Consider the following 19,764-nt stretch of genomic DNA (forward strand, 5'->3'; position numbering starts at 1 on the left):
ACCCGTTTTCCAGTAGACCGTAAGGCTGCTCCGCTTAAGTGAACAGCATTACCCTAAGTGGGGGCCTTTTTGTTGCCCGAAATTTGTGAGCCGCCTCCGTTCAAGTGTGGGAGCGAGCTTGCTCGCGAAGGCGCCCGTTCATCCAACATTGATGTCGTCTGACCCATCGCTATCGCGAGCAAGCTCGCTCCCACAAAGGATTCGCGATGCATCACGCCACCCGCTCATCCCCCGGGTTGCGTTCGAAATAGCGTTTGTACTCGCGACTGAACTGCGACGTACTCTGATAGCCCACCCGATGCGCGACCTGCGCCACTCCCAGCCCTTCCGACAGCAACAACTGCTGCGCCTTGAGCAATCGCAGGCGCTTCAAATACTGCACCGGCGACAACAAGGTGCTGCGCTTGAAATGCTCGTGGAAGGTCGACGTGCTCATGTTCGCGCAGCTGGCCAGAGTCTCGACGTTCAGCGGCTCGGTGAAATGCGCGTGCAAGTGACTCAAGGATGCGGCAACCCGGGCAAATTGCCCCTGCTGTTCGACCAGTGCTCGCAATACATCAGCCTGTGGACCGCGCAACGCCACGAACAACAACTCACGCAACCGCGCCAGCCCCATGACCTGACATTCCAGCGGATCGTGCAGGCAGTGCAACAAGCGTTCGACACATCCGCGCATGCTGTCATCGAGTACCGCCGAGGTCATGGATTCGGGCGTTTGCGCCGGCGTATTACGCCCATGCACCAACCCCATGGCCAACACCAGTTCGCCCAGCAGCGCCCGGTCGATAGCAATCGAAACACCGAGCAATGGTGCATCGGCCATGGCAAAGGTTTCGCATTCGAAAGGCACCGGCAACGCCTGAATCAGGTAATGCCCGGCACCGTACTCCAGAGTGCGCGCCCCTAGATAGGCGACTTTACTGCCCTGAGCGATGATCATCAGGCTCGGCTCATAGATCTGCGGGCCACGCGCCACATCGCAACTGGCTCTGAGCACGTGCACGCCGGGCAAGCGCGTCGGCACGAAACCATCACGGGTCGCCAGCGGCTGTATCAGCGCAACCAGCGCGGCATTGGCATCGAGATGACGGGTCAACAACATGGCAAAAACTTCGCGAAAAAAGGGATGAAAGCATCATCGCAGGTCTGAGCGCCAATGCGACCGGTCCACCGCGGATGCCGGAGGAATAGGCATAAGACGCGGAGGAATCGTCATGGCCGCCCCAGCGGACGGCGCGGAAAATGGCCCACCTCACCCGTCACTGCTTTTGCGAGGTTCACCATGTACACCGCCATCGGTTACGCCGCCCAATCGGCCACCACTCCCCTCGCCCCGATGACCTTCGAACGTCGCAGCCCACGCGCCGACGATGTTGCGATCGAAATCCTCTACTGCGGCGTCTGCCATTCCGACATCCACCAGGCTCGCAACGAATGGGGCATCGCGGTTTACCCACTGATGCCGGGCCACGAGATTGTCGGCAAAGTCACCGCCATCGGCGCCAATGTCACCGCCCACAAGGTGGGTGATCTGGTCGGGGTTGGTTGCATGGTCGACTCGTGCCGCCACTGCGAAGCCTGCCAGGCCGACCTTGAGCAATATTGCCTGGAAGGTCCGACCTTGACCTACGCGACCCCGGACCGGGTCGACGGTAGCAACACCATGGGCGGTTACTCCGACAGCATCGTGGTCAGCGAGCATTTCGTCGTACGCATTCCCGAGAAACTCGACCCGGCCAGCGCCGCACCGATCCTCTGCGCCGGCATCACCACCTACTCGCCGCTCAAGCACTACGGCGTGAAGGCCGGTGACAAGGTCGGCATTCTCGGCATGGGCGGCCTCGGCCACATGGGCATCAAGTTTGCCAAGGCCATGGGCGCCGAAGTCACCTTGTTCACACGCTCGGCGAGCAAGGCCGAAGAAGGTCGTCGCCAGGGCGCGGACCACGTGATCGTCTCCACCGATGCCGAGCAGATGGCAGCCGCTGCAGGACAGTTCGACTTTTTGCTCGACACCATTCCGGTGCAGCACGACCTCAACCCCTACCTCGATACGCTGCGCTTCGACGGCGTGCACATCCTGGTCGGTTTGATCGAGCCGATCGACCCTCCCGTCCACGCGGCCAAACTGGTGCTGGGGCGTCGGGTGCTGGCCGGTTCGTTGATCGGCGGTATCGCAGAAACCCAGGAAGTGCTGGATTTCTGCGCCGAACACAACATCACCTGCGACATCGAAATGCTCGACATCCGCCAGATCAACGAAGCTTACAGCCGCATGATCGCCGGTGATGTGAAGTATCGTTTCGTCATCGACATGGCGACCTTGAAAGTCTGATCAGCTAGCGGCTTATACCTTGGCCCCTAGCTCCGCCGACAGCCGAGCCGTGACCCCTTTGATCAGGGGAATCAGCTCGGCCATTTTTTCCAGCGGCATGTACGGTACGGTGCTGGCGATACTGATACCGGCGACGATCCGCCGACTGGCATCGCGAACCGGAGCAGCCACACAGCGGATCGACGGTTCGTTGTCCTCCAGATCGAAAGCGTAGCCACCCGCCACATATTCCAGCATGCGCTGCTGAAACTGCTCCCAGGATTGCTCCGGGTGCTGCGGCCAGAACTGACTCTTCCCACCCGCCGGCAAGCTGACTTGATACAGCCGCTGCCATTCCTGCTGTGAGTCATCGAGCATCAGCGCCTTACCGATCCCGGTGCGCGCCAACGGCATGCGATGACCGACCCGCGAGCGCATTTCCGGGCCATTGCGCCCCGGATTCTTGTGCAGGTACAGCACCTCATCGCCTTCACGGATTGCCAGATGGATGGTGTCGCCAGTCAACGCCGACAACTCATCCAGATACGGTCCGGCAAGGGTCACCAATGGCAGCTCTTCACGCGCCTGAAAACCCAACTCGATCAGCTTCGGTCCGAGCAGGTAACCCACCTGCGGCACTACTCGCAGATAGCGTTCGTCTACCAGACAACTGGCCAGGCGGTGCGTCGTGCTGCGGGTAGTGCCGATCAGCCGGGCGATTTCCTTGAGGTCACGAGCGCCGCCGGCCACGGCATGCACTACCGCCAAACCGCGCAGCAACGTTTGGGTGCCGGTTGGCGCGGCATTTTTCGAGAGCTCTTCCTGCATAGTCCAGTCTTACCGTTGAGCGAGTGAACGGGCAGCATTATGGTTGCCCGTGTGCCGCCACTACAACTCGAAGTGCAGCGCGTTCCATGCCGTGACGTACGCCCTGGCCCGAACGGCCACTTCCTCAGGCGTGAGGCCCGGCTTGAACAACCCGGAACCCAGACCAAAGCCTTTAACGCCTGCCTCGACAAACGCCTGCATGTTGTCCGGAGTAATCCCTCCCACAGGCAGCAGCACGGTCCCGGCCGGCAACACTGCGAGCCAGGCCTTCACGACCGCCGGCCCCATCTGCTCGGCCGGGAACATCTTCAACACATCCGCGCCTTCGGCCAGTGCCGCGAACGCTTCGGTCGGTGTCGCCACACCCGGCGACAGGTACAAGCCAGCAGCCTTCGCCGCACGCAAGACCTTGGCATCGCTGTGGGGCATGACGATCACCTGGCCACCGGCGGCTTTCACCTGGGCGACCTGCTCCGGAGTCAGCACCGTACCGGCGCCGATCAGGCAATCGGCAGGCAATGTGCTGCGTAGAATGCGGATGCTCTCATAGGGTTCAGGAGAATTGAGCGGCACTTCGATAACCCGGAAACCGGCCTGGTACAAAACCTCGCCGATGGCCGCAGCTTCTTGCGGACGCAGGCCGCGAAGGATCGCGATCAGACCGTTTGTTGCCAGTGCTTGCTTGAGCATGTCGGACCTCTAGTCAGGTTGAACGGGAGCGGTTTTACCGAGCAGCCCCGCCGAGACCGCCAGCTGCCACAACCCGCGTTCAGTGGCCTGCTCGGCCAAGGTCACATGAGGGAAGCCGCAGGTGTCGAGGGCTCGTTGATAGCGGGCACAGAGTTGGGCATTGCCGATCAGGATGATCGAAGGAAGCTTTGCGCTGTGGCGGCGATGGCGATGCACCGTTGCCAGCGCGGACAACTCATGGCCAATCAACAGGCCAGACAGATAGTCCGGTTGCGCTGTGGCACTGAGCTCACCGGTCAGACCAAGGCTGCGCGCACTGAACAACGTCGACAGCGGACCAATTTCGCCGTCCACCGACAATGCCACTTGCACACCGCGATCAAAGGCTGCGCCATCGAATGCCGGCGTGCGTTGTTGCGTACGCCCGAGAATGCTGTGTTCGCTGAGTACGGCGAACAGCTCGCCGGTCATGAAGGTGTCGAAATGAGTGATACAGCCTTCGACCACTTCGACCCATTTCGAATGGCTGCCCGGCAGGCCGATCAACAGGTTGTCTCCTGCCATGACCGGCAGGTTTTGCAGCACGCCAAGGACCTGGGTTTCTTCGCCGCGCATCACATTCGGCAAACGCGAACGCTGGATGACGCCGGGCACGATGTGCACATCGATGCCGCGCAGGCTGCGGACGGTTTGCAGGGAAGAGCCGAGGTTAGCGACATTCGCCGGGGTGTCGCAGTAGGCGGCTTCACGCCAGCCCTGAGCACTGCCGACCATGCCGCAGGCAATCACCGGAAGGCTGGGCTGTGCATCGAGCCAGTCACCGCAGGCCTCGTCGAATGCCAGTTCAAAACCGTCTGCGCATGACTGGCCAGCAATCATCCGTGGCGCGCTCGGCAAATGCATGATCCCCGACGCCAGCGAACGCTGGTCGAGTACCTGGCCATTGGAGCCGAGTTTGTAAGCACGAAGGGAGGTGGTCCCCCAATCGAGCGCGATCAATTGCGCCTGCATCGCTTCACCTGAATTTGTTTTTGGCAGTGAGTGAGCAGGACTATAAATCCGGACGCAGGAATATCTCAATATATAAATACAACTCCCATATATTGGGATAAATTGAATTGAAAGATGATTCAGGTTTTTCCTGGCCAAAAAAAGATCGCAGCCTGCGGCAGCTCCTACGAATCGGTGTAGGCGCTGCCGAAGGCTGCGATCTTTAACAGACGCTGCTAGCGATCAGTTGCCTTCGGCAAACTCACGCAACACATTGCCATCCATGCGATAACGCACCCACTCTTCCTGCGGCTGGGCGCCGAGAGATTTGTAGAAATCGATGGCTGGGGTGTTCCATTCCAGCACGCTCCATTCGAAGCGACCGCAGTCGTTCGCGCAGGCGATTTTGGCGAGGTGGCGCAGCAGTTGTTTGCCGGCGCCGCCACCGCGTTGTTCGGGAGTGATGTAGAGGTCTTCAAGGTACAGGCAGTTGCTGCCCAGCCAGGTCGAGTAGCTGAAGAAAAAAACCGCGAAACCAATCGGCAAACCGTCGCGCAGGCAGATCAGGCCATGGGCGGTGGCACCTTCGCTGAACAGGCTGCGCTCGATATCGGCGACACTGGCGATGACTTCATGCCGGGCGCGCTCGTAGTCGGCCAGCTCGGTGATGAACGCAAGAATTTGTGGCGCATCGCTGGGAGTGGCCGGACGGATTTCGATCGACATGGACGTGCCTTGTGAACAGTTGAAACCGCCATACTATGTCGGCGATCAGCGCTCGTCACATGTCACTTCAAAACTTAATCTACGGGCGCCGCCACAAAAGTGCTCCGCACAAAAGGATTGTTATGAGCCTCCCCGCCTTCGCCCCACTGCAGGCCCTCGCCTCGACCCTGTTGCCCCACGCGCTGGAGCCGTCCGAGGATGGCGCCCACGACCTGTCGCACTTGCAACGGGTATGGCGCAACGTTCAGCGGATTCAAACCGAAGAAGGCGGTGACCTTGAAGTGCTGCTGGCGGCCGTATTGCTGCACGACTGTGTGGCAGTGGAAAAAAACTCGCCGCTGCGCTCTCAGGCCTCGCGGCTGGCGGCGGAAAAAGCCTTGGCAATCCTGAGCCAGTTGAATTGGCCCAAGCACAAAAGCGCAGCAGTCGCTCACGCCATCGAAGCCCACAGTTTTTCGGCAAACATTCAGCCGACAACCCTGGAAGCAAGAATTCTCCAGGACGCCGACCGTCTCGACTCCCTCGGTATGCTCGGCGTTGCCCGCACGTTTTACATCGCCGGACGCATGGGCAGCACGCTCTATGATCCGCAGGATCCCACGGCAACATCCCGCGAGTACGACGACAAACGCTTTTGCCTCGACCACTTCCAGACCAAGCTTTTGCACTTGGCCAACGGCTTCCAGACACTGACCGGCAAGCGTCTTGCGCAACTACGCCACGAGCGTCTGAAGCGCTTCATGGACGAGTTCATTGAGGAGATCGGTTTACCACCCAGCGTCGTCTGAAGCCATTACTCCGCCAATTGCTAACCCTGAAACCGCTAACCACAGAACATACGCCACAACTGCCTGTGTTAGATAAGTCGCGTATAAAACCAATAGATAAAGAGACTTATCCATGCCCAGTCGCAACACCCCGGACACCGCCGTTTCAGGAAAACTGTTTGGCCTGTTCTGCCTCGCCAGTTACCTGCTTTCGCTGTCCTACGGCTCGACCTTTTTGCTCTCGCTGCTGATCAGCTCACGCGGCGGTAACGAGCATGATGCCGGTAGCGTGATTTCGGCGGCGATGCTCAGCACGTTCGCGGCGGTGATCCTGTCGGGGCATTTGTCGGACGCGCTCGGTGCGGCCCGTTCGATTGCCGTGTTTGGCGGCTTGCTGGTACTCGCCAGCCTGGGCTTTGCCCTGACCCCGGGTTTCGGTAGCACCTTACTGTTTTTCGGCCTGACGCTGGGTCTGGGCTGGGGCGTGTTTTACACTTTGGGGCCGATCATCGTGGCGATGCTGGTCACGCCCGCACAACGCGCCAAGTACTTCGCGCTGCTCTCTGGCAGCATGATGACTGGCATCGGCTCAGGGCCGTTGCTCGGGCGGGCGGCCAGCGCGCTGGGTTACCCTGTAACCAGCGCATTTTACCTCGCCGCACTGGCGAGCCTGATCGGCGCGGTGCTGTTCTGGCGTTTGGGTGTCGCACTCAAACAGCGCCCGAATCAATTGGGCACGGCGGCAGTTTCGCGGATCTCCTGGGCCGCCGCCGCGCGGGTGATGTCGTCCAGAGCACTGTTTCCCATTGTCATGGTCGGCCTCGGCGGCTGCGTGTTTGGTGGTCTGTCGAGTTTCCAGACCAGCTATGCCGAATCCCGCTCGCTGGACTATTCGCTGTTCTTTCTCGGCTTCATGAGCGCTGCGATTACCAGCCGAATGCTGATCGCCAGTGTCGTGGTCAAACGCGACCCCTATTGGGCGTCCTGCTGGCTGTCAGGGCTGATGGTGGTGTCGATTCTGATGTTCCGCTTCGTGGTCGACGATGCCTTCACTTACTTGATGGCCGCCGCAGCGCTGGGCATCGGTTACGGGCTGACCTACTCGGTGATCAACGGCCTGGCCGCCAATGAAGCGCCCGCAGGCAACACTTCCCAAGCCTTGTTGCTGTTCAGTCTCGGGTACTTCGTGGGCGTGTTTGGCTTTCCCTTACTCGCCGGCAAGATCATCGTCGAACACGGTTTGCCGACGCTGCTGCTCACGGTGTTGGCGGTGGCGCTGTTGAACTGGTCGATCACCGTTGGTCGCCTGCTTTGGCGTTGGGTAATCGCCAGCAATGTGCCGCAAGCGGCATAGACCGATGCCCTGCCCGAAGCGATTTGTACCAACCTGTTTTGTAAACTACGGTTAGCCGCGACAGATCAAGCAGTCAATAGCATCTGTTCCACTTGAATCCGCTATCGACAGGTATAAGCATGAACATGGATGCGTCTACGCAATACCCGATTGTTTTGGTTCACGGCCTTTTCGGCTTCGATACAATTGCCGGTTATCCATACTTCTTCAATATCAAGGAAGCCCTCGAACGCGCTGGCGCTCAGGTGTTTGCGGTGAACATTCCAGCCGTCAACGGCAATGAGGAACGCGGTGAAAAACTGCTCGAACAGGTCAACCGCATTTTGCGCGAAACGGGCGCCGACAAGGTCAATCTGATCGGCCATAGCCAAGGCCCCCTGGCAGCACGCTATGTAGCGGCACTGCACCCGGAAAAGGTCGCGTCGGTCACCTCTGTCAGCTGCCCCAATCACGGCTCCGAGATTGCCGACCAATTACACAAGGCCCTGACGCCCGGCGAGTTGCCCGAAGCGCTCGTACTGGCCCTGTTGAGCGCAGTCGGCACCTTCATTTCATTGATCAGCGGCCATCCGCAGAACCCCGTGGACCCTCAAGCAGCGTTCGAATCGCTGACCAGCGCAGGATTGGCTGAATTCAATCGCAAGTACCCGCAAGGGGTGCCGAAAGTCTGGGGCGGTGAAGGCAACGAAATTGAAAACGGCGTGTATTACTACTCCTGGAGCGGGATCGTACAAAAGATTCAAACCCCGCAACTACTCGATCCGACCCATCTGAACTGCATCGTGCTGTCGGAGTTGTTTTATAAAGAGAAACACGCCAACGACGGGCTGGTCGGCCGTTACAGCTCGCACCTGGGGAAAGTGATTCGCTCGGATTACCCCATGGACCATTTTGACGCTGTCAATCAAATGGCCGGGATCACCAGTTTGAATGTGCACCCGGTCAAGCTCTATGTGGAACATGCCGCTCGGCTCAAGAGCAAGGGCTTGTAAGCCCATCGGCAATGGCCCGGTTTAAATACCAGGCCATTTTCCAGAACACAAAAGCACAGCGTGTTACGGCTCAAGGCCGATAGGGAAAAATTCGCCACCACTCCACACGCCCAACCAGCGCTGCCCGTCGATCTCGCGGGTCACGGCCAGTTCGACCAGTTGATAAAACACGTTGCGATGGATCAGCGCTTCAAGATTGGTGCGGACGTGCACGTAAGGCGCTGGTTCCTGGGTCAGCGGATCGATCACCACGCGCAACGGATGCTCGACACCTGCCTCGGCCTGCTCTTCGACGTTGGTGATAAAACGCAAAACCTGCGCTTCGCCCTCGCCTTCAACCTCCAGTGCAACCGCCACAAACGGCGCGTCATCGACCTTGATCCCGACCTTCTCGACCGGGGTAATCAGGAAATAATCATCACCGTCGCGGCGAATGATGGTGGAGAACAGCTTGACCATCGGCTTGCGCCCGATCGGCGTGCCGAGGTAATACCAGGTACCGTCGCGGGCGATGCGCATGTCGATGTCGCCACAGAAGTCGGGGTTCCACAAATGGACCGGCGGCAAGCCTTTGGACTTGGGGATTTGCCCCAACAGATCGTTAGCTTTTTGCGGACCACTCATGCTGCTCTCCTGGTGAGTTACTGATCGCTCATGCCCAACAGGCTACGAGCGTATTGCTGCAGCGGCTGAGCGATCAGGTCTTCTGGCTTGTTGTCGTGGAACGTCAGTAAACCGCCACGGCTCTTGATTCGTGCAGTATCGATCAAATACTGGGTGCTGGTCTCGATCAGCATGATCTGAATCACTCCGCTGTCGAGCCCCAGGCGATCCACGGCGCCCTGATCGATCAACTCATCCGAGTTGCCGATACGGTCGTCGGCCTTGGCAAAGCGGGTGTAGAGCAGGTAATGCGCGCCCGCCGCACGCGCCTCGCCCATGGCGGTGTCGAGACCTTCAGGCGCGCGAGCGCGGCGAACCATCGGGAAATATTCGATGAAGCCGTTGAAGGCTTCTTCAGCAACCACGTTCGGCCGCGGATAGGCACTGCCCGGCGGCGCAAAAGCACCTTGAGCGATGTAGATAAACGAGTCCGGCTGAATGCGCAGATTATTTACACGACGGCTGTCGCTGTGATCGAGCAGACCTGCGTCGCTCATGTGGTAGCGAACCCCTTCGCCCATATCGCTGACATTCATGCAGCCGCCAAGCGCCAAAAAGGCCAGCAGCAAAACCAGGCTACGCATCCTACCCTCCAGAGGCCGGTGACGGAAAACCGGCGAATGTCCGCAGGATGCAGCTTCCGCGCCAGCTCAATGCGACACCCATTTGTAGCAGCTGCCGAAGGCTGCGTCCGGCTGCGCAGCAGTCGTAAACCTGAGCACGAGATATAGATTGAATGACGAATGCAAGTCGCTTGTTTTTTTGCGAGGGCTGCGCCCTCGAACGCAGCCTTCGGCAGCTGCTACAAAAAGCCGGGTCAGCCGCCGATGATTTTCATCACGGTCGCACCACCGGAAAACGCCACTTCCTGCTTGTCGCCCAAAGCCTTTACCAGCAGACGCTGGAGCGCCGGCAACGCTTGATGGCGCGGCTTGTCGAGCAAGTCGCCGACATAGTGGCGGTTACTCGACGACAGGCAGCCATGCAGCCAGCCAGTGGACGACAGGCGCAAACGCGAGCATGTACGGCAGAACGGCACGCTTTCATTGGCGATCACGCCGAAATAGCCGTGCCCCGGAATTTCGTAACGCACCGCCGTGGCATCCACTGGCGCGTCGGCCTGCAGGTACTCGTAGCGATCGCCAATCAGGCTCAGCAGCTGCTCGAGGCTGACGAACTGCTGCAGGAATGCGTTCGAATCACTGGCTAGATGGCCCATGCGCATCAGTTCGATGAACCGTAACTCATAACCGCGTTCCAGACAGTAATCGAGCAGCGGCATCACCTGATCGAGGTTCTGCCCGCGCAACGGCACCATGTTGACCTTGATCTTCATGCCCGCAGCGTGTGCCTGGTCCATGCCGTTGAGCACCGTCGCCAGATCGCCGCCGCGCGCAATGCTGCGGAACGCATCGGCGTCCAGGGTATCGAGGGAAACGTTGATCCGCCGAATGCCAGCGTCCACCAGCAAGGGCAGTTTCTTCGCCAGCAGTTGGCCATTGGTGGTCAGGCTGATGTCGGCAAGGCCCATCTTCCCGACGGCGGTCATGAAGGCTTCCAGCTTCGGGCTCACCAGCGGCTCACCGCCGGTGATGCGCAAACGCTCGATACCCGCGGCTTCGATCAGGTAGGCAACGCCGCGCGCCATGGCCTCGGCCGACAGTTCATCCTGCGCCGCCACCAGTCGCTTGCCATTGGGCACGCAGTAGGTACAGGCGTAGTTGCAGGCGGAGGTCAGACTGACCCGCAAATTGCGGAAACGCCTGCCTTGTCGGTCAACGATCATGGATCACTCCGGCGGAAGTAGATTCGGAAGCGCTAAAACTTGACTCACAAATCAAGTTTTAGCAATACCTAAGCCTGAGTATATTCCTGGGGCACTGCGCCATACAGGGAAAACATGGCGCAATAAGGCATCTGAATGAATCAGCTGCTCGGCGTGTCGGTATCGCGCTTGCGCTTGTTGCCCATGCGCACGCCGATGTCCATCAGGAACTGGAAGAAACCTTCCTGATCTTCCAGCACATTGCTCCAGAACGGCGAGTGATACAGCGCGACAGCACCGTGCACCAACGCCCAGGACGCGCAGTAGTGGAAGTACGGCGGCACGTCTTCAAGCTTGCCTTCGCTGATGCGGCCCTTGATCAGCAAGGTCAGGCGTTCGAAGTTGGAGGCGCGAATCCTGTGCAACTCCTCGACCATCTCCGGCACCTGATTGCCCTTGACCACCTTCTCTTCCAGACGATCGAACAGCCGGTAACGTTGCGGATCGCGCATACGGAATTCGAAGTAGGCCCGGGACAGGGCTTCCTTATCCTTGTCGACATCGGCAGAGTGCAGCAGCTCGTTCAGGTCACGCTCGTAATCGAGCATCAGGCGCAGATAGATCTCCGCCTTGGACTTGAAATGCTTGTAGATGGTGCCTTTGCCGATACCCACGGCATCAGCGATCATCTCGACGGTGACACTGTCTTCACCTTGTTCGAGGAACAGCTTGAGCGCGGTGTCGAGAATTTCTTGCTCGCGGCGACGAAACTCACGGACCTTACGAGGTTCTTTATGCATAAGAAAAGGTCTGTAGGGGTCAAAATTCGAAGCCGCGTATTATGCCTAACTTGCGCCAAATTGCACGGATCATCCGACCATGACTACGTTTCTTGATGAATTTGTACAGGCACCGGGCCTGCGTTATTTGAATCATGCGGCCGTTGCACCCTGGCCAAATCGCGCTGCCACGGCGGTGTCACGCTTCGCCCAGGAGAACGTTTTACTGGGCGCAAGGGACTATTCGGACTGGATGGCACTTGAACAATGCTTGCGTGAACGCCTGATGCGCCTGCTTAACGCACCGTCGACGGATGACGTGGCACTGGTCAAAAATACTTCTGAAGCATTGTCTTTTGTCGCCTTCGGACTGTCGTGGCAAAGCGGCGACCAGATCGTCATCAGCGATGAAGAATTTCCTTCCAACCGCATCGTCTGGGAAGCTTTAGCCTCCCAAGGCGTGGAAGTGATTCAGGCCAGCCTCAAGGGCGATGACCCGGAAGGCGCCCTGTTGGCGGCCTGCGGACCGCGCACCCGCTTGATGTCAGTGAGTGCAGTGCAATTTGCCAGCGGTCTGCGCCTGGACCTGCAACGCCTGGGTGCTGGCTGCAAACAACAGAACGTGCTGTTCTGCATCGACGCCATCCAGCAACTCGGCGCCCTGCCCTTCGATGTGCAGAGCTATCAATGCGACTTCGCCATGGCCGACGGCCATAAATGGCTGCTCGGGCCAGAAGGCCTGGGGGTGCTCTATGTGCGCAGCGAACTGCGTGAACAGCTGAAACTGCACGAATTCGGCTGGCACATGCTCGAACACATGGGCGATTACAACCGCACTGAATGGGAACCGGCCAAGAGTGCACGGCGTTTTGAATGCGGCAGCCCGAACATGCTCGGGGCGATGGCGCTGGAAGCCAGTCTGTCGTTATTGGAAGAAGTCGGCATGGAGCAAGTCGCTGCACTGATCGCCGAGCGAGTGAAATGGCTACAGGATGGCCTCAGCGCGATTCCCGGCGTACAGCTGCACAGCCCGCTTAATCCAGCCCGGCGCGGGGGGATTCTTTCGTTCAGTATCGATGGCATCGATAACCAGGCCGTTTACGAGGCCCTGAAAGCCCAACAGGTGATTTGCATCCCACGCGGCCCAGGCATTCGTTTTTCACCACATTTTTACACCGAAAAGCGCGTGATCGACGAAACTGTTGCCATTGTTGCGTCGATCGCCAGGCAGTGAGAACTCAAGCGAAGCGCCTGTATTCCAAATATGTTTAAGAAACAGCTGGGGCAAACTGGACTCGGCGCAATAGTGATCAATACTTGAACTGTCGGCGCGGCATCTCCCCCAAGTGTTGCGCCGATGAAGGTACCAAAGGACCGCGTACCTTTGTTTTACTCCTAATGGTCTTAACCCGGATTCACCCCCCAGAACCCGGGTTTTTTTTGCCTGCGATTTGAGGCTCCGGCTCGACCCTGTCAAATCGACTTGACGTGCGCCAACGGAAACAGCCGCTTGAAGTTCTCCGTGGTCTGCTCGGCAAAGCGCTCGTAGGACTCACCACGCAACATGGCCAGAAACTCCGCGACATCCCTCACGTACTGAGGAAGATTCGGCTTGCCACGATGCGGGATCGGCGCCAGGTACGGCGAATCGGTTTCCACCAGCAGGCGATCCGCCGGCACCTGCCGGGCCACATCACGCAAGGCGTCGGCATTGCGGAAAGTCACGATCCCCGACAACGATATATAGAACCCCAGATCCAGCGCAGCCTTGGCCATGTCCCAGTCTTCGGTGAAGCAATGCAACACCCCGGCCTGCGGCAATGCTGCTTCACGCAATAACCTCAGCGTATCGGCGCGGGCGCCACGGGTGTGGACGATCACCGGTTTGCCGGTCTGCTGGGCCGCTTGCAGGTGCAAACGGAAGGACTCCTGCTGCAACTCGGCGGCTTCTGGTTCGTAGTGGTAATCCAGACCGGTTTCGCCGATCGCCACCACCCGCGGGTGATTGAGCTCCTGCAGCAGCCAGTCCAGCGCCGGAGCGGCGCCCGGCTGAACATCCAACGGATGCACGCCCACCGAACAATCAACGTCGTCGTAACGCTCGGCGAGGGCTTTGACGTCCTTGGCGTTGTCGACGCTGACGCCAATACAGAGGAAATGCCCTACCCCGCGCTGACGAGCGGCTGCAAGCGCAGCATCCAGCGAGCCGTCGTGTGCGGCAAGGTCGAGACGGTCAAGGTGACAATGGGAATCTACGAGCATAAAAGGCTGCAACTACATCGTATGAGTGGGACGGTCGGACTTCAGGGCTCCGACCAGATAGGTTTCGATTCGGCTTCGAGCGGTGTCGTCGCCTTCGTTGAATTGCACGCCGACACCCGCAGCGCGATTACCCTGAGCGCCCTTGGGGGTCACCCAGGTCACTTTACCGGCCACCGGAATTTTTTCCGGCTCATCCATCAGGTGCAGCAGCATGAATACCTCGTCACCCAACTTGTAGCTTTTGTTGGTCGGGATAAACAGGCCGCCGTTCTTGATGAACGGCATATAGGCCGCATAAAGCACTGATTTGTCCTTGATGGTCAGGGACAAGATGCCGTTGCGCGGGCCCGGGCTGACGGGTTCATTCATGCTGACCTCCATGGCTGATGATCAGAGTCTAGGCGCAGACGCTCACTTCTGGGTGGGCAAGGACACCCATTGCACCAACAACGCTTCCAGCAACAACGCCGGATTAAGGTTCGCCTTACTCATCACTTTCTGCCGCTGGGCGAGAATCCAGTCCTGAATATTCAAGACTTTTTCCTGAGCGGTTTTCTGCGCCAGGTACTGAACCACTTTGCGCATGTCCGCCAACCCCAACCCTTCTTCATCCTGGGTCAACTGGTAGCGCAGAATCAGACTCGACCAGTCGCAGAACCAGTCGAACAGCTGCAACATCGGAATGGATTTCCACTCTTCGGCCAGTTGCGTCGGCGACTGTTGCTGCTTGAGCAACTTCTTCACGCCCTCGACTACCAGCGCACGCTGCTCGCGCACGCCCTGCCCTTGCAGCTTGACAGCCGCCAGCGGCGAACCGGCAGCCAGGGTCAGCAGCTCGATACGCTCTTCTTCGGCGCAATCGGGCAAGGCCTTGGCCAGCCATTGCAGGCTCATGGCCTCGCTCGGCAACGGACAGGCCTGTTGCACGCAACGACTCTTGATGGTTGGCAGCAGACGACTGGTCTGGTGACTGACCAACAGCAATACCGTATCGCCTGACGGTTCTTCGAGGCTTTTCAGCAAGGCGTTGGCGGCGTTGATGTTCATCGACTCGGCTGGCTCGATCAACACGACTTTGCGGCCGCCCATCTGCGCGGTCTGGACCACGAAGCTGACCAGATCACGAACCTGATCGACCTTGATCGCCTTGTCGGCTTCTTCCGGCTCCAGGATGTAGTTGTCGGGGTGACTGCCGGCTTTGAGCAGCAGGCAGGATTTGCACTCGCCACAGGCGTCCTGGGCGGTCGGACGCTGGCAGAGCAAACTGGCCATCAACCGCTCGGCCAGCGCACGCTTGCCGATCCCGGCCGGGCCATGCAGCAAATAGGCGTGGGCGTGCTGTGCCCGACCGGCCAGTTGCTGCCAAAGGCTGTCTTGCCACGGATAGGCCTCAGCCACGGTGACGCTCCAGCAATCGTGGCATCAAGGCATCCAGCGACTGCTGAACCTGTGCCAATGGCTGCGAGGCGTCCACCAACAGGTAACGCGCCGGATCAGCCTCGGCGCGCTTCAAGAACGCGCTGCGCACCGCCTCAAAAAACACTCGACCCTCAAGCTCGAAACGGTCCAGTCGACCGCGAGCGCTGGCCCGCGCCATGCCGATTTCAATCGGCAAGTCGAACACCAGTGTCAGGTCCGGGCGCAGGTCGCCTTGAACGAAGGTTTCCAGAGTCGCGATACGCTCAAGCGACAATCCGCGACCACCGCCCTGATAGGCGTATGTCGAATCGGTAAAGCGGTCGCACAACACCACCGCACCCCGCGCCAGCGCCGGGCGAATCACTTCGGCCAAATGCTGGGCCCGTGCCGCGAACACCAGCAACAACTCGGTATCCGGGTTCATGACCTCGTCGACCGGGGCCAGCAGCACGTCGCGGATTCGCTCGGCCAGCGGTGTACCACCCGGCTCTCGAGTCAACACGACTTCGATACCCTCGGCGCGCAAACGCTCGGCCAGGTATTCACGATTGGTGCTCTTGCCGGCGCCTTCCGGGCCTTCCAGGGTAATAAACAAGCCAGTCACAGGCAGTCCTTAGTCAGAGTCATTGCGGGCTTTGCGGCTCATCGGCACTCGGTGCTGGAGCTGGAGCCGGTTGCGATGGCGGCAGTTGCGGCGTCACCTCTGGAGCCGTGTCGGGCGCCGCTGGAGCAATCGGCGTCTGCGCATCAGGCGCCGCAGCTCCATTGGTCGGCGCCGGGCTGGAACGGTAATCGGCGCGTCGTTTGATCTGGAACTCGCGCACAGCACTGTTGTGGGCATCCAGATCGTCGGAGAACACGTGACTGCCGTCACCGCGCGCCACGAAATACAAACTGGTACCGGACACCGGATTCAGCGCCGCATGAATCGCTTCACGACCGACCATGGCAATCGGCGTCGGCGGCAGCCCAGAGATCATGTAGGTATTGTAGGGCGTCGGTTCTTTCAGGTGGGCACGGGTCAACTTGCCGTTGTAGCGCTCACCCAGGCCATAGATCACGGTCGGATCGGTTTGCAGCAACATGCCGATCTGCATCCGTCGTACGAACACCCCGGCAATCTGCCCACGTTCTTGCGGCACACCGGTTTCCTTCTCCACCAGCGAAGCCATGATCAGTGCCTGATAGGGTTCGGTATAGGGCGCGTCGGGAGAGCGTTTGCTCCACTCTTTCGCTAGGACTTCGTCGAGGCGCTCGTAAGCTTTTTCCAACAGCTCGGCGTCGGTCATGCCACGCACAAAACGATAAGTGTCTGGGAAAAACCGGCCCTCCGGAAACACTCCGGCGTGACCAAGCTTGTTCATCACGTCGCTGTCGCTCAGACCCGAGAGGGTTTGTTCGAGCTTGTCACTTTTTGCCAGCGCCGCACGAACCTGACGAAAGTTCCAGCCCTCGACCAGCGTCAGGCTGTACTGAACCACTTCACCGCGCTGCCAAAGACCGATCAGGCTCTGCGCACTCATACCTGGCAGCATGCGGTATTCACCGCTGTGCAACGGCTGCGCGGCAAGGTTGAAGCGCCAGTACAGGCGCAACCAGAAGGCGTCCTGAAGCACACCGTCGGTTTCAAGGCGATTGAAAGTCCCGGACGGTGTCGAGCCGTTCGGCACATCCAGCAACTCTTCCTGAGTAATGTTGAGTGGCTGCTCCAGCGCCGAGTTGATCTTCCAGGCCGAAGCGCCCAGCAGTAGCCCCGCCAGAACCAGTCCGGTTTCCAGCAGCAGCAAGAATTTACGTCTCACGAATCAAGCATCCAGTAGCGCGCGGGCAATGCCTTGCAGTTTACGGGTGAGCGGCCCAACCGGCCAGCTCAGCGCAGCATAAGCGCGTACCGGCCAGATACCGTACACGCTGTTGCAAACAAAAACTTCATCAGCCTGTTGCAGCTGATCAAGGCTGATGTCAGTGATATATGTGGCAATCCCCAGACTCTCGGCTTGAAACAAGAGTTCGGCGCGCATCACTCCGGCCACGCCGCAACGACTCAGATCAGCCGTCAGCAACGCGCCATCGCGCACCAGGAACAGATTGCTGAAAACGCCTTCGATCACCCTGCCCTGAAGATTCAGCATCAATCCTTCGGCGTGCTCGGTGTCCTGCCATTCCGAACGGGCAATGACCTGTTCGAGACGATTGAGGTGCTTGAGGCCGGCGAGTAGGGATTGCTCGGAAAGTCGTGTGGCACAGGGAAACAGTCGAATACCGTGCTGCGCATGGACAGCAGGATAAGCAGCAGGCGGATTGCCTTGCAGAATTCGTCGCGGCGCCACCGAAGGATCGGCCGCATAACCACGCTGGCTGTCGCCGCGAGTGAGAATAAGTTTGAGCACGCCTTCGCCAAGTGCGGCGGCGTACGTCAGTAGCTCACTGCGAATCAACGCGTGATCCGCGTTAATCGCCAAACGCGAGCAGCCATCGGCCAGACGACTCAAATGTCGATCCAGCAGCAGTGGCTGCCCGCCCCTGACAGCAATGGTCTCGAACAGACCATCGCCATACGCCAGGCCGCGGTCCTTTAGCGACAGAGCGTCAGCCGGCTGACCGTCGACCCAGCTTTCCATCAATCAACGAACCGACGGAACACCAGCGAGCCGTTGGTACCGCCAAAACCGAACGAGTTGGACAACACCACATCGATATTCATATCGCGTGCAGTGTGCGGCACGAAATCGAGGTCGCAACCTTCATCCGGCTCATCGAGGTTAATGGTCGGTGGCGCCACCTGGCCATTGATTGCCAACACACTGAAGATCGCTTCGACTGCGCCCGCCGCACCCAGCAGGTGACCGGTCATGGACTTGGTCGAACTGACAGCCAGCTTGTAGGCGTGATCGCCAAACACCGACTTGATCGCGCAGACTTCGGCGAGGTCACCGGCGGAGGTCGAAGTACCGTGGGCGTTGATGTACTGCACTTGCTCGACATTCAGCTTGGCGTCACGCAGCGCGTTGACGATGCAACGTGCGGCGCCTGCGCCATCGGCCGGTGGCGAAGTCATGTGGTACGCATCGCCACTCATGCCAAAGCCAATCAGCTCGGCGTAAATGGTCGCGCCACGCGCCTTGGCGTGCTCCAGCTCCTCAAGCACCAATGCACCGGCACCGTCAGACAACACAAAGCCATCACGGCCCTTGTCCCATGGACGGCTGGCACGAGTCGGTTCGTCATTGCGGGTCGACAGTGCACGAGCAGCACCAAAGCCGCCCATGCCAAGTCCGCAAGCGGCCATCTCAGCACCACCGGCAATCATCACGTCGGCTTCGCCGTAGGCAATGTTGCGCGCCGCCATACCGATGCAGTGCGTACCGGTGGTACAGGCTGTCGAAATGGCGTAGTTAGGCCCCTGCGTACCCAGATGGATGGACAGGAAACCGGAAATCATATTGATGATCGAGCCCGGCACAAAAAACGGAGAAATCCGCCGTGGCCCCGAATCATGCAGCGTGCGGCTGGTTTCTTCGATATTGGTCAGACCGCCAATACCCGAGCCCATGGCCACGCCGATGCGTTCACGATTGGCGTCGGTGACTTCCAGGCCTGCGTTACGCACTGCCTGAAACCCTGCTGCCAGACCGTATTGAATGAACAGGTCGAGTTTGCGAGCTTCCTTGACCGACAGATATTCCTCGACATTGAAGCCCTTTACCGAGCCGCCAAAACGGGTGGAATAGGCAGAAAGGTCGGTGTGTTCGATCAGACCAATGCCACTGCGGCCAGCCAGAATGCCCTGCCAGCTGCTCGGCACATCCGTGCCCAGTGGCGACAACATACCCATACCGGTGACTACGACGCGTCTACGCGACACAGCACTCTCCTTTTTTCAAATGACGACTTTGCATCAGGCCTAAAGGAAAAAACCGCACGCCGTGATGGCAGTGCGGTTTTTCCATGACAGCTAACAACGGCTACAAACTATTACGCCTGATGGCTAGTAACGTAGTCGATGGCAGCTTGTACAGTAGTGATCTTCTCAGCTTCTTCGTCAGGAATTTCGGTCTCGAATTCCTCTTCCAGAGCCATCACCAGCTCAACGGTGTCAAGGGAGTCGGCACCCAGGTCTTCAACGAAGGAAGCAGTGTTCACAACTTCTTCTTCTTTAACGCCCAGTTGCTCAGCAACGATTTTCTTGACGCGCTCTTCGATGGTGCTCATACC

The 19,764-nt window shown here is 59.2% G+C and carries 22 protein-coding genes; 5 read left to right on the forward strand and 17 right to left on the reverse strand.

Annotated features, from left to right (window positions below; genetic code table 11):
- Window positions 1-211: 211 nt before the first annotated feature.
- Window positions 212-1,102 (reverse strand): AraC family transcriptional regulator, encoded by an 891-nt coding sequence (locus tag BK659_RS00005; RefSeq protein ID WP_123423163.1) that lies wholly within the window; start codon window positions 1,100-1,102, stop codon window positions 212-214.
- Window positions 1,103-1,282: 180 nt separating this feature from the next.
- Here BK659_RS00005 and BK659_RS00010 point away from each other — a divergent pair, with 180 nt between their 5' ends.
- On the forward strand, window positions 1,283-2,335 hold the full coding sequence (locus tag BK659_RS00010; RefSeq protein ID WP_123423164.1) for an NAD(P)-dependent alcohol dehydrogenase: 1,053 nt from the start codon (window positions 1,283-1,285) through the stop codon (window positions 2,333-2,335).
- Between the two features lie 12 nt (window positions 2,336-2,347).
- On the opposite strand, the gene BK659_RS00015 is transcribed toward BK659_RS00010, so the two are convergent.
- The 4 genes from BK659_RS00015 to BK659_RS00030 all read right to left on the reverse strand — a co-directional run bounded on the left by BK659_RS00015 (window position 2,348) and on the right by BK659_RS00030 (window position 5,548).
- On the reverse strand, window positions 2,348-3,142 hold the full coding sequence (locus tag BK659_RS00015; RefSeq protein WP_123423165.1) for an IclR family transcriptional regulator: 795 nt from the start codon (window positions 3,140-3,142) through the stop codon (window positions 2,348-2,350).
- Window positions 3,143-3,202: 60 nt separating this feature from the next.
- Window positions 3,203-3,832 carry a 2-dehydro-3-deoxy-6-phosphogalactonate aldolase gene (locus BK659_RS00020; protein ID WP_123423166.1) on the reverse strand — a complete coding sequence of 210 codons (630 nt, stop codon included), beginning with the start codon at window positions 3,830-3,832 and terminating at the stop codon, window positions 3,203-3,205.
- A gap of 9 nt (window positions 3,833-3,841) precedes the next feature.
- Window positions 3,842-4,843, reverse strand: a complete 1,002-nt coding sequence (locus BK659_RS00025) for a 2-dehydro-3-deoxygalactonokinase (protein WP_123423167.1) — start codon at window positions 4,841-4,843, stop codon at window positions 3,842-3,844.
- A 222-nt stretch (window positions 4,844-5,065) separates the two neighbouring features.
- Window positions 5,066-5,548 carry a GNAT family N-acetyltransferase gene (locus BK659_RS00030; protein WP_123423168.1) on the reverse strand — a complete coding sequence of 161 codons (483 nt, stop codon included), beginning with the start codon at window positions 5,546-5,548 and terminating at the stop codon, window positions 5,066-5,068.
- 122 nt (window positions 5,549-5,670) lie between these two features.
- On the opposite strand from BK659_RS00030, the gene BK659_RS00035 reads away from it, so the two are divergent.
- The 3 genes from BK659_RS00035 (at window position 5,671) to BK659_RS00045 (ending at window position 8,661) form a co-directional block, all read left to right on the forward strand.
- Window positions 5,671-6,336, forward strand: a complete 666-nt coding sequence (locus BK659_RS00035; RefSeq protein ID WP_123423169.1) for an HD domain-containing protein — start codon at window positions 5,671-5,673, stop codon at window positions 6,334-6,336.
- A 112-nt stretch (window positions 6,337-6,448) separates the two neighbouring features.
- Complete coding sequence (locus BK659_RS00040) at window positions 6,449-7,669, forward strand: MFS transporter (protein WP_123423170.1); 1,221 nt, start codon at window positions 6,449-6,451, stop codon at window positions 7,667-7,669.
- A 119-nt stretch (window positions 7,670-7,788) separates the two neighbouring features.
- Complete coding sequence (locus tag BK659_RS00045; RefSeq protein WP_123423171.1) at window positions 7,789-8,661, forward strand: esterase/lipase family protein; 873 nt, start codon at window positions 7,789-7,791, stop codon at window positions 8,659-8,661.
- Between the two features lie 63 nt (window positions 8,662-8,724).
- Here BK659_RS00045 and BK659_RS00050 read toward each other — a convergent pair whose 3' ends face one another.
- The 4 genes from BK659_RS00050 to BK659_RS00065 all read right to left on the reverse strand — a co-directional run bounded on the left by BK659_RS00050 (window position 8,725) and on the right by BK659_RS00065 (window position 11,889).
- Window positions 8,725-9,285: a DUF1285 domain-containing protein gene (locus BK659_RS00050; protein ID WP_123423172.1), complete on the reverse strand. Its 561-nt coding sequence runs from the start codon at window positions 9,283-9,285 to the stop codon at window positions 8,725-8,727.
- 17 nt (window positions 9,286-9,302) lie between these two features.
- Window positions 9,303-9,908, reverse strand: a complete 606-nt coding sequence (locus BK659_RS00055; protein ID WP_123423173.1) for a DUF4823 domain-containing protein — start codon at window positions 9,906-9,908, stop codon at window positions 9,303-9,305.
- Window positions 9,909-10,141: 233 nt separating this feature from the next.
- Window positions 10,142-11,110, reverse strand: coding sequence for a GTP 3',8-cyclase MoaA (locus tag BK659_RS00060; RefSeq protein ID WP_123423174.1), 969 nt, complete (start codon window positions 11,108-11,110; stop codon window positions 10,142-10,144).
- Between the two features lie 140 nt (window positions 11,111-11,250).
- Window positions 11,251-11,889, reverse strand: coding sequence for a TetR/AcrR family transcriptional regulator (locus tag BK659_RS00065; protein ID WP_123423175.1), 639 nt, complete (start codon window positions 11,887-11,889; stop codon window positions 11,251-11,253).
- Between the two features lie 79 nt (window positions 11,890-11,968).
- Here BK659_RS00065 and BK659_RS00070 point away from each other — a divergent pair, with 79 nt between their 5' ends.
- The gene (locus BK659_RS00070; protein WP_123423176.1) at window positions 11,969-13,102 is read left to right on the forward strand and encodes an aminotransferase class V-fold PLP-dependent enzyme; all 1,134 of its coding nucleotides are present in this window, start codon (window positions 11,969-11,971) and stop codon (window positions 13,100-13,102) included.
- Between the two features lie 239 nt (window positions 13,103-13,341).
- Here the strand turns inward: BK659_RS00070 and BK659_RS00075 are convergent, their stop codons facing one another.
- The 8 genes from BK659_RS00075 to acpP all read right to left on the reverse strand — a co-directional run bounded on the left by BK659_RS00075 (window position 13,342) and on the right by acpP (window position 19,761).
- Complete coding sequence (locus BK659_RS00075; RefSeq protein ID WP_123423177.1) at window positions 13,342-14,130, reverse strand: TatD family hydrolase; 789 nt, start codon at window positions 14,128-14,130, stop codon at window positions 13,342-13,344.
- Window positions 14,131-14,142: 12 nt separating this feature from the next.
- Complete coding sequence (locus tag BK659_RS00080) at window positions 14,143-14,499, reverse strand: PilZ domain-containing protein (protein WP_123423178.1); 357 nt, start codon at window positions 14,497-14,499, stop codon at window positions 14,143-14,145.
- A gap of 42 nt (window positions 14,500-14,541) precedes the next feature.
- Window positions 14,542-15,528 (reverse strand): DNA polymerase III subunit delta', encoded by a 987-nt coding sequence (locus BK659_RS00085; protein WP_123423179.1) that lies wholly within the window; start codon window positions 15,526-15,528, stop codon window positions 14,542-14,544.
- Window positions 15,521-16,153, reverse strand: coding sequence for a dTMP kinase (tmk, locus tag BK659_RS00090; protein WP_123423180.1), 633 nt, complete (start codon window positions 16,151-16,153; stop codon window positions 15,521-15,523). Before tmk ends, BK659_RS00085 begins: the two co-directional genes overlap by 8 nt.
- A 19-nt stretch (window positions 16,154-16,172) precedes the next feature.
- The gene (gene mltG / locus BK659_RS00095) at window positions 16,173-17,351 is read right to left on the reverse strand and encodes an endolytic transglycosylase MltG (RefSeq protein WP_123423181.1); all 1,179 of its coding nucleotides are present in this window, start codon (window positions 17,349-17,351) and stop codon (window positions 16,173-16,175) included.
- A 3-nt stretch (window positions 17,352-17,354) separates the two neighbouring features.
- Window positions 17,355-18,170: an aminodeoxychorismate lyase gene (pabC, locus tag BK659_RS00100; protein ID WP_123423182.1), complete on the reverse strand. Its 816-nt coding sequence runs from the start codon at window positions 18,168-18,170 to the stop codon at window positions 17,355-17,357.
- Window positions 18,170-19,414, reverse strand: a complete 1,245-nt coding sequence (fabF, locus tag BK659_RS00105; protein WP_123423183.1) for a beta-ketoacyl-ACP synthase II — start codon at window positions 19,412-19,414, stop codon at window positions 18,170-18,172. The genes pabC and fabF overlap by 1 nt, the downstream gene beginning before the upstream one ends.
- A gap of 110 nt (window positions 19,415-19,524) precedes the next feature.
- The gene (gene acpP, locus BK659_RS00110) at window positions 19,525-19,761 is read right to left on the reverse strand and encodes an acyl carrier protein (protein WP_003175607.1); all 237 of its coding nucleotides are present in this window, start codon (window positions 19,759-19,761) and stop codon (window positions 19,525-19,527) included.
- Between the last annotated feature and the right edge of the window lie 3 nt (window positions 19,762-19,764).

The organism is Pseudomonas brassicacearum, from assembly GCF_003732225.1.
Taxonomy (GTDB): Bacteria; Pseudomonadota; Gammaproteobacteria; order Pseudomonadales; family Pseudomonadaceae; genus Aquipseudomonas; species Aquipseudomonas brassicacearum_E.

Coding starts and splice junctions, on each gene's coding strand:
- BK659_RS00005 (WP_123423163.1), bottom strand. CDS start 1,102: ATGTTGTTGACCCGTCATCTCGATGCCAATGCCGCGCTGGTTGCGCTG.
- BK659_RS00010 (WP_123423164.1), top strand. CDS start 1,283: ATGTACACCGCCATCGGTTACGCCGCCCAATCGGCCACCACTCCCCTC.
- BK659_RS00015 (WP_123423165.1), bottom strand. CDS start 3,142: ATGCAGGAAGAGCTCTCGAAAAATGCCGCGCCAACCGGCACCCAAACG.
- BK659_RS00020 (WP_123423166.1), bottom strand. CDS start 3,832: ATGCTCAAGCAAGCACTGGCAACAAACGGTCTGATCGCGATCCTTCGC.
- BK659_RS00025 (WP_123423167.1), bottom strand. CDS start 4,843: ATGCAGGCGCAATTGATCGCGCTCGATTGGGGGACCACCTCCCTTCGT.
- BK659_RS00030 (WP_123423168.1), bottom strand. CDS start 5,548: ATGTCGATCGAAATCCGTCCGGCCACTCCCAGCGATGCGCCACAAATT.
- BK659_RS00035 (WP_123423169.1), top strand. CDS start 5,671: ATGAGCCTCCCCGCCTTCGCCCCACTGCAGGCCCTCGCCTCGACCCTG.
- BK659_RS00040 (WP_123423170.1), top strand. CDS start 6,449: ATGCCCAGTCGCAACACCCCGGACACCGCCGTTTCAGGAAAACTGTTT.
- BK659_RS00045 (WP_123423171.1), top strand. CDS start 7,789: ATGAACATGGATGCGTCTACGCAATACCCGATTGTTTTGGTTCACGGC.
- BK659_RS00050 (WP_123423172.1), bottom strand. CDS start 9,285: ATGAGTGGTCCGCAAAAAGCTAACGATCTGTTGGGGCAAATCCCCAAG.
- BK659_RS00055 (WP_123423173.1), bottom strand. CDS start 9,908: ATGCGTAGCCTGGTTTTGCTGCTGGCCTTTTTGGCGCTTGGCGGCTGC.
- BK659_RS00060 (WP_123423174.1), bottom strand. CDS start 11,110: ATGATCGTTGACCGACAAGGCAGGCGTTTCCGCAATTTGCGGGTCAGT.
- BK659_RS00065 (WP_123423175.1), bottom strand. CDS start 11,889: ATGCATAAAGAACCTCGTAAGGTCCGTGAGTTTCGTCGCCGCGAGCAA.
- BK659_RS00070 (WP_123423176.1), top strand. CDS start 11,969: ATGACTACGTTTCTTGATGAATTTGTACAGGCACCGGGCCTGCGTTAT.
- BK659_RS00075 (WP_123423177.1), bottom strand. CDS start 14,130: ATGCTCGTAGATTCCCATTGTCACCTTGACCGTCTCGACCTTGCCGCA.
- BK659_RS00080 (WP_123423178.1), bottom strand. CDS start 14,499: ATGAATGAACCCGTCAGCCCGGGCCCGCGCAACGGCATCTTGTCCCTG.
- pabC (WP_123423182.1), bottom strand. CDS start 18,170: ATGGAAAGCTGGGTCGACGGTCAGCCGGCTGACGCTCTGTCGCTAAAG.
- acpP (WP_003175607.1), bottom strand. CDS start 19,761: ATGAGCACCATCGAAGAGCGCGTCAAGAAAATCGTTGCTGAGCAACTG.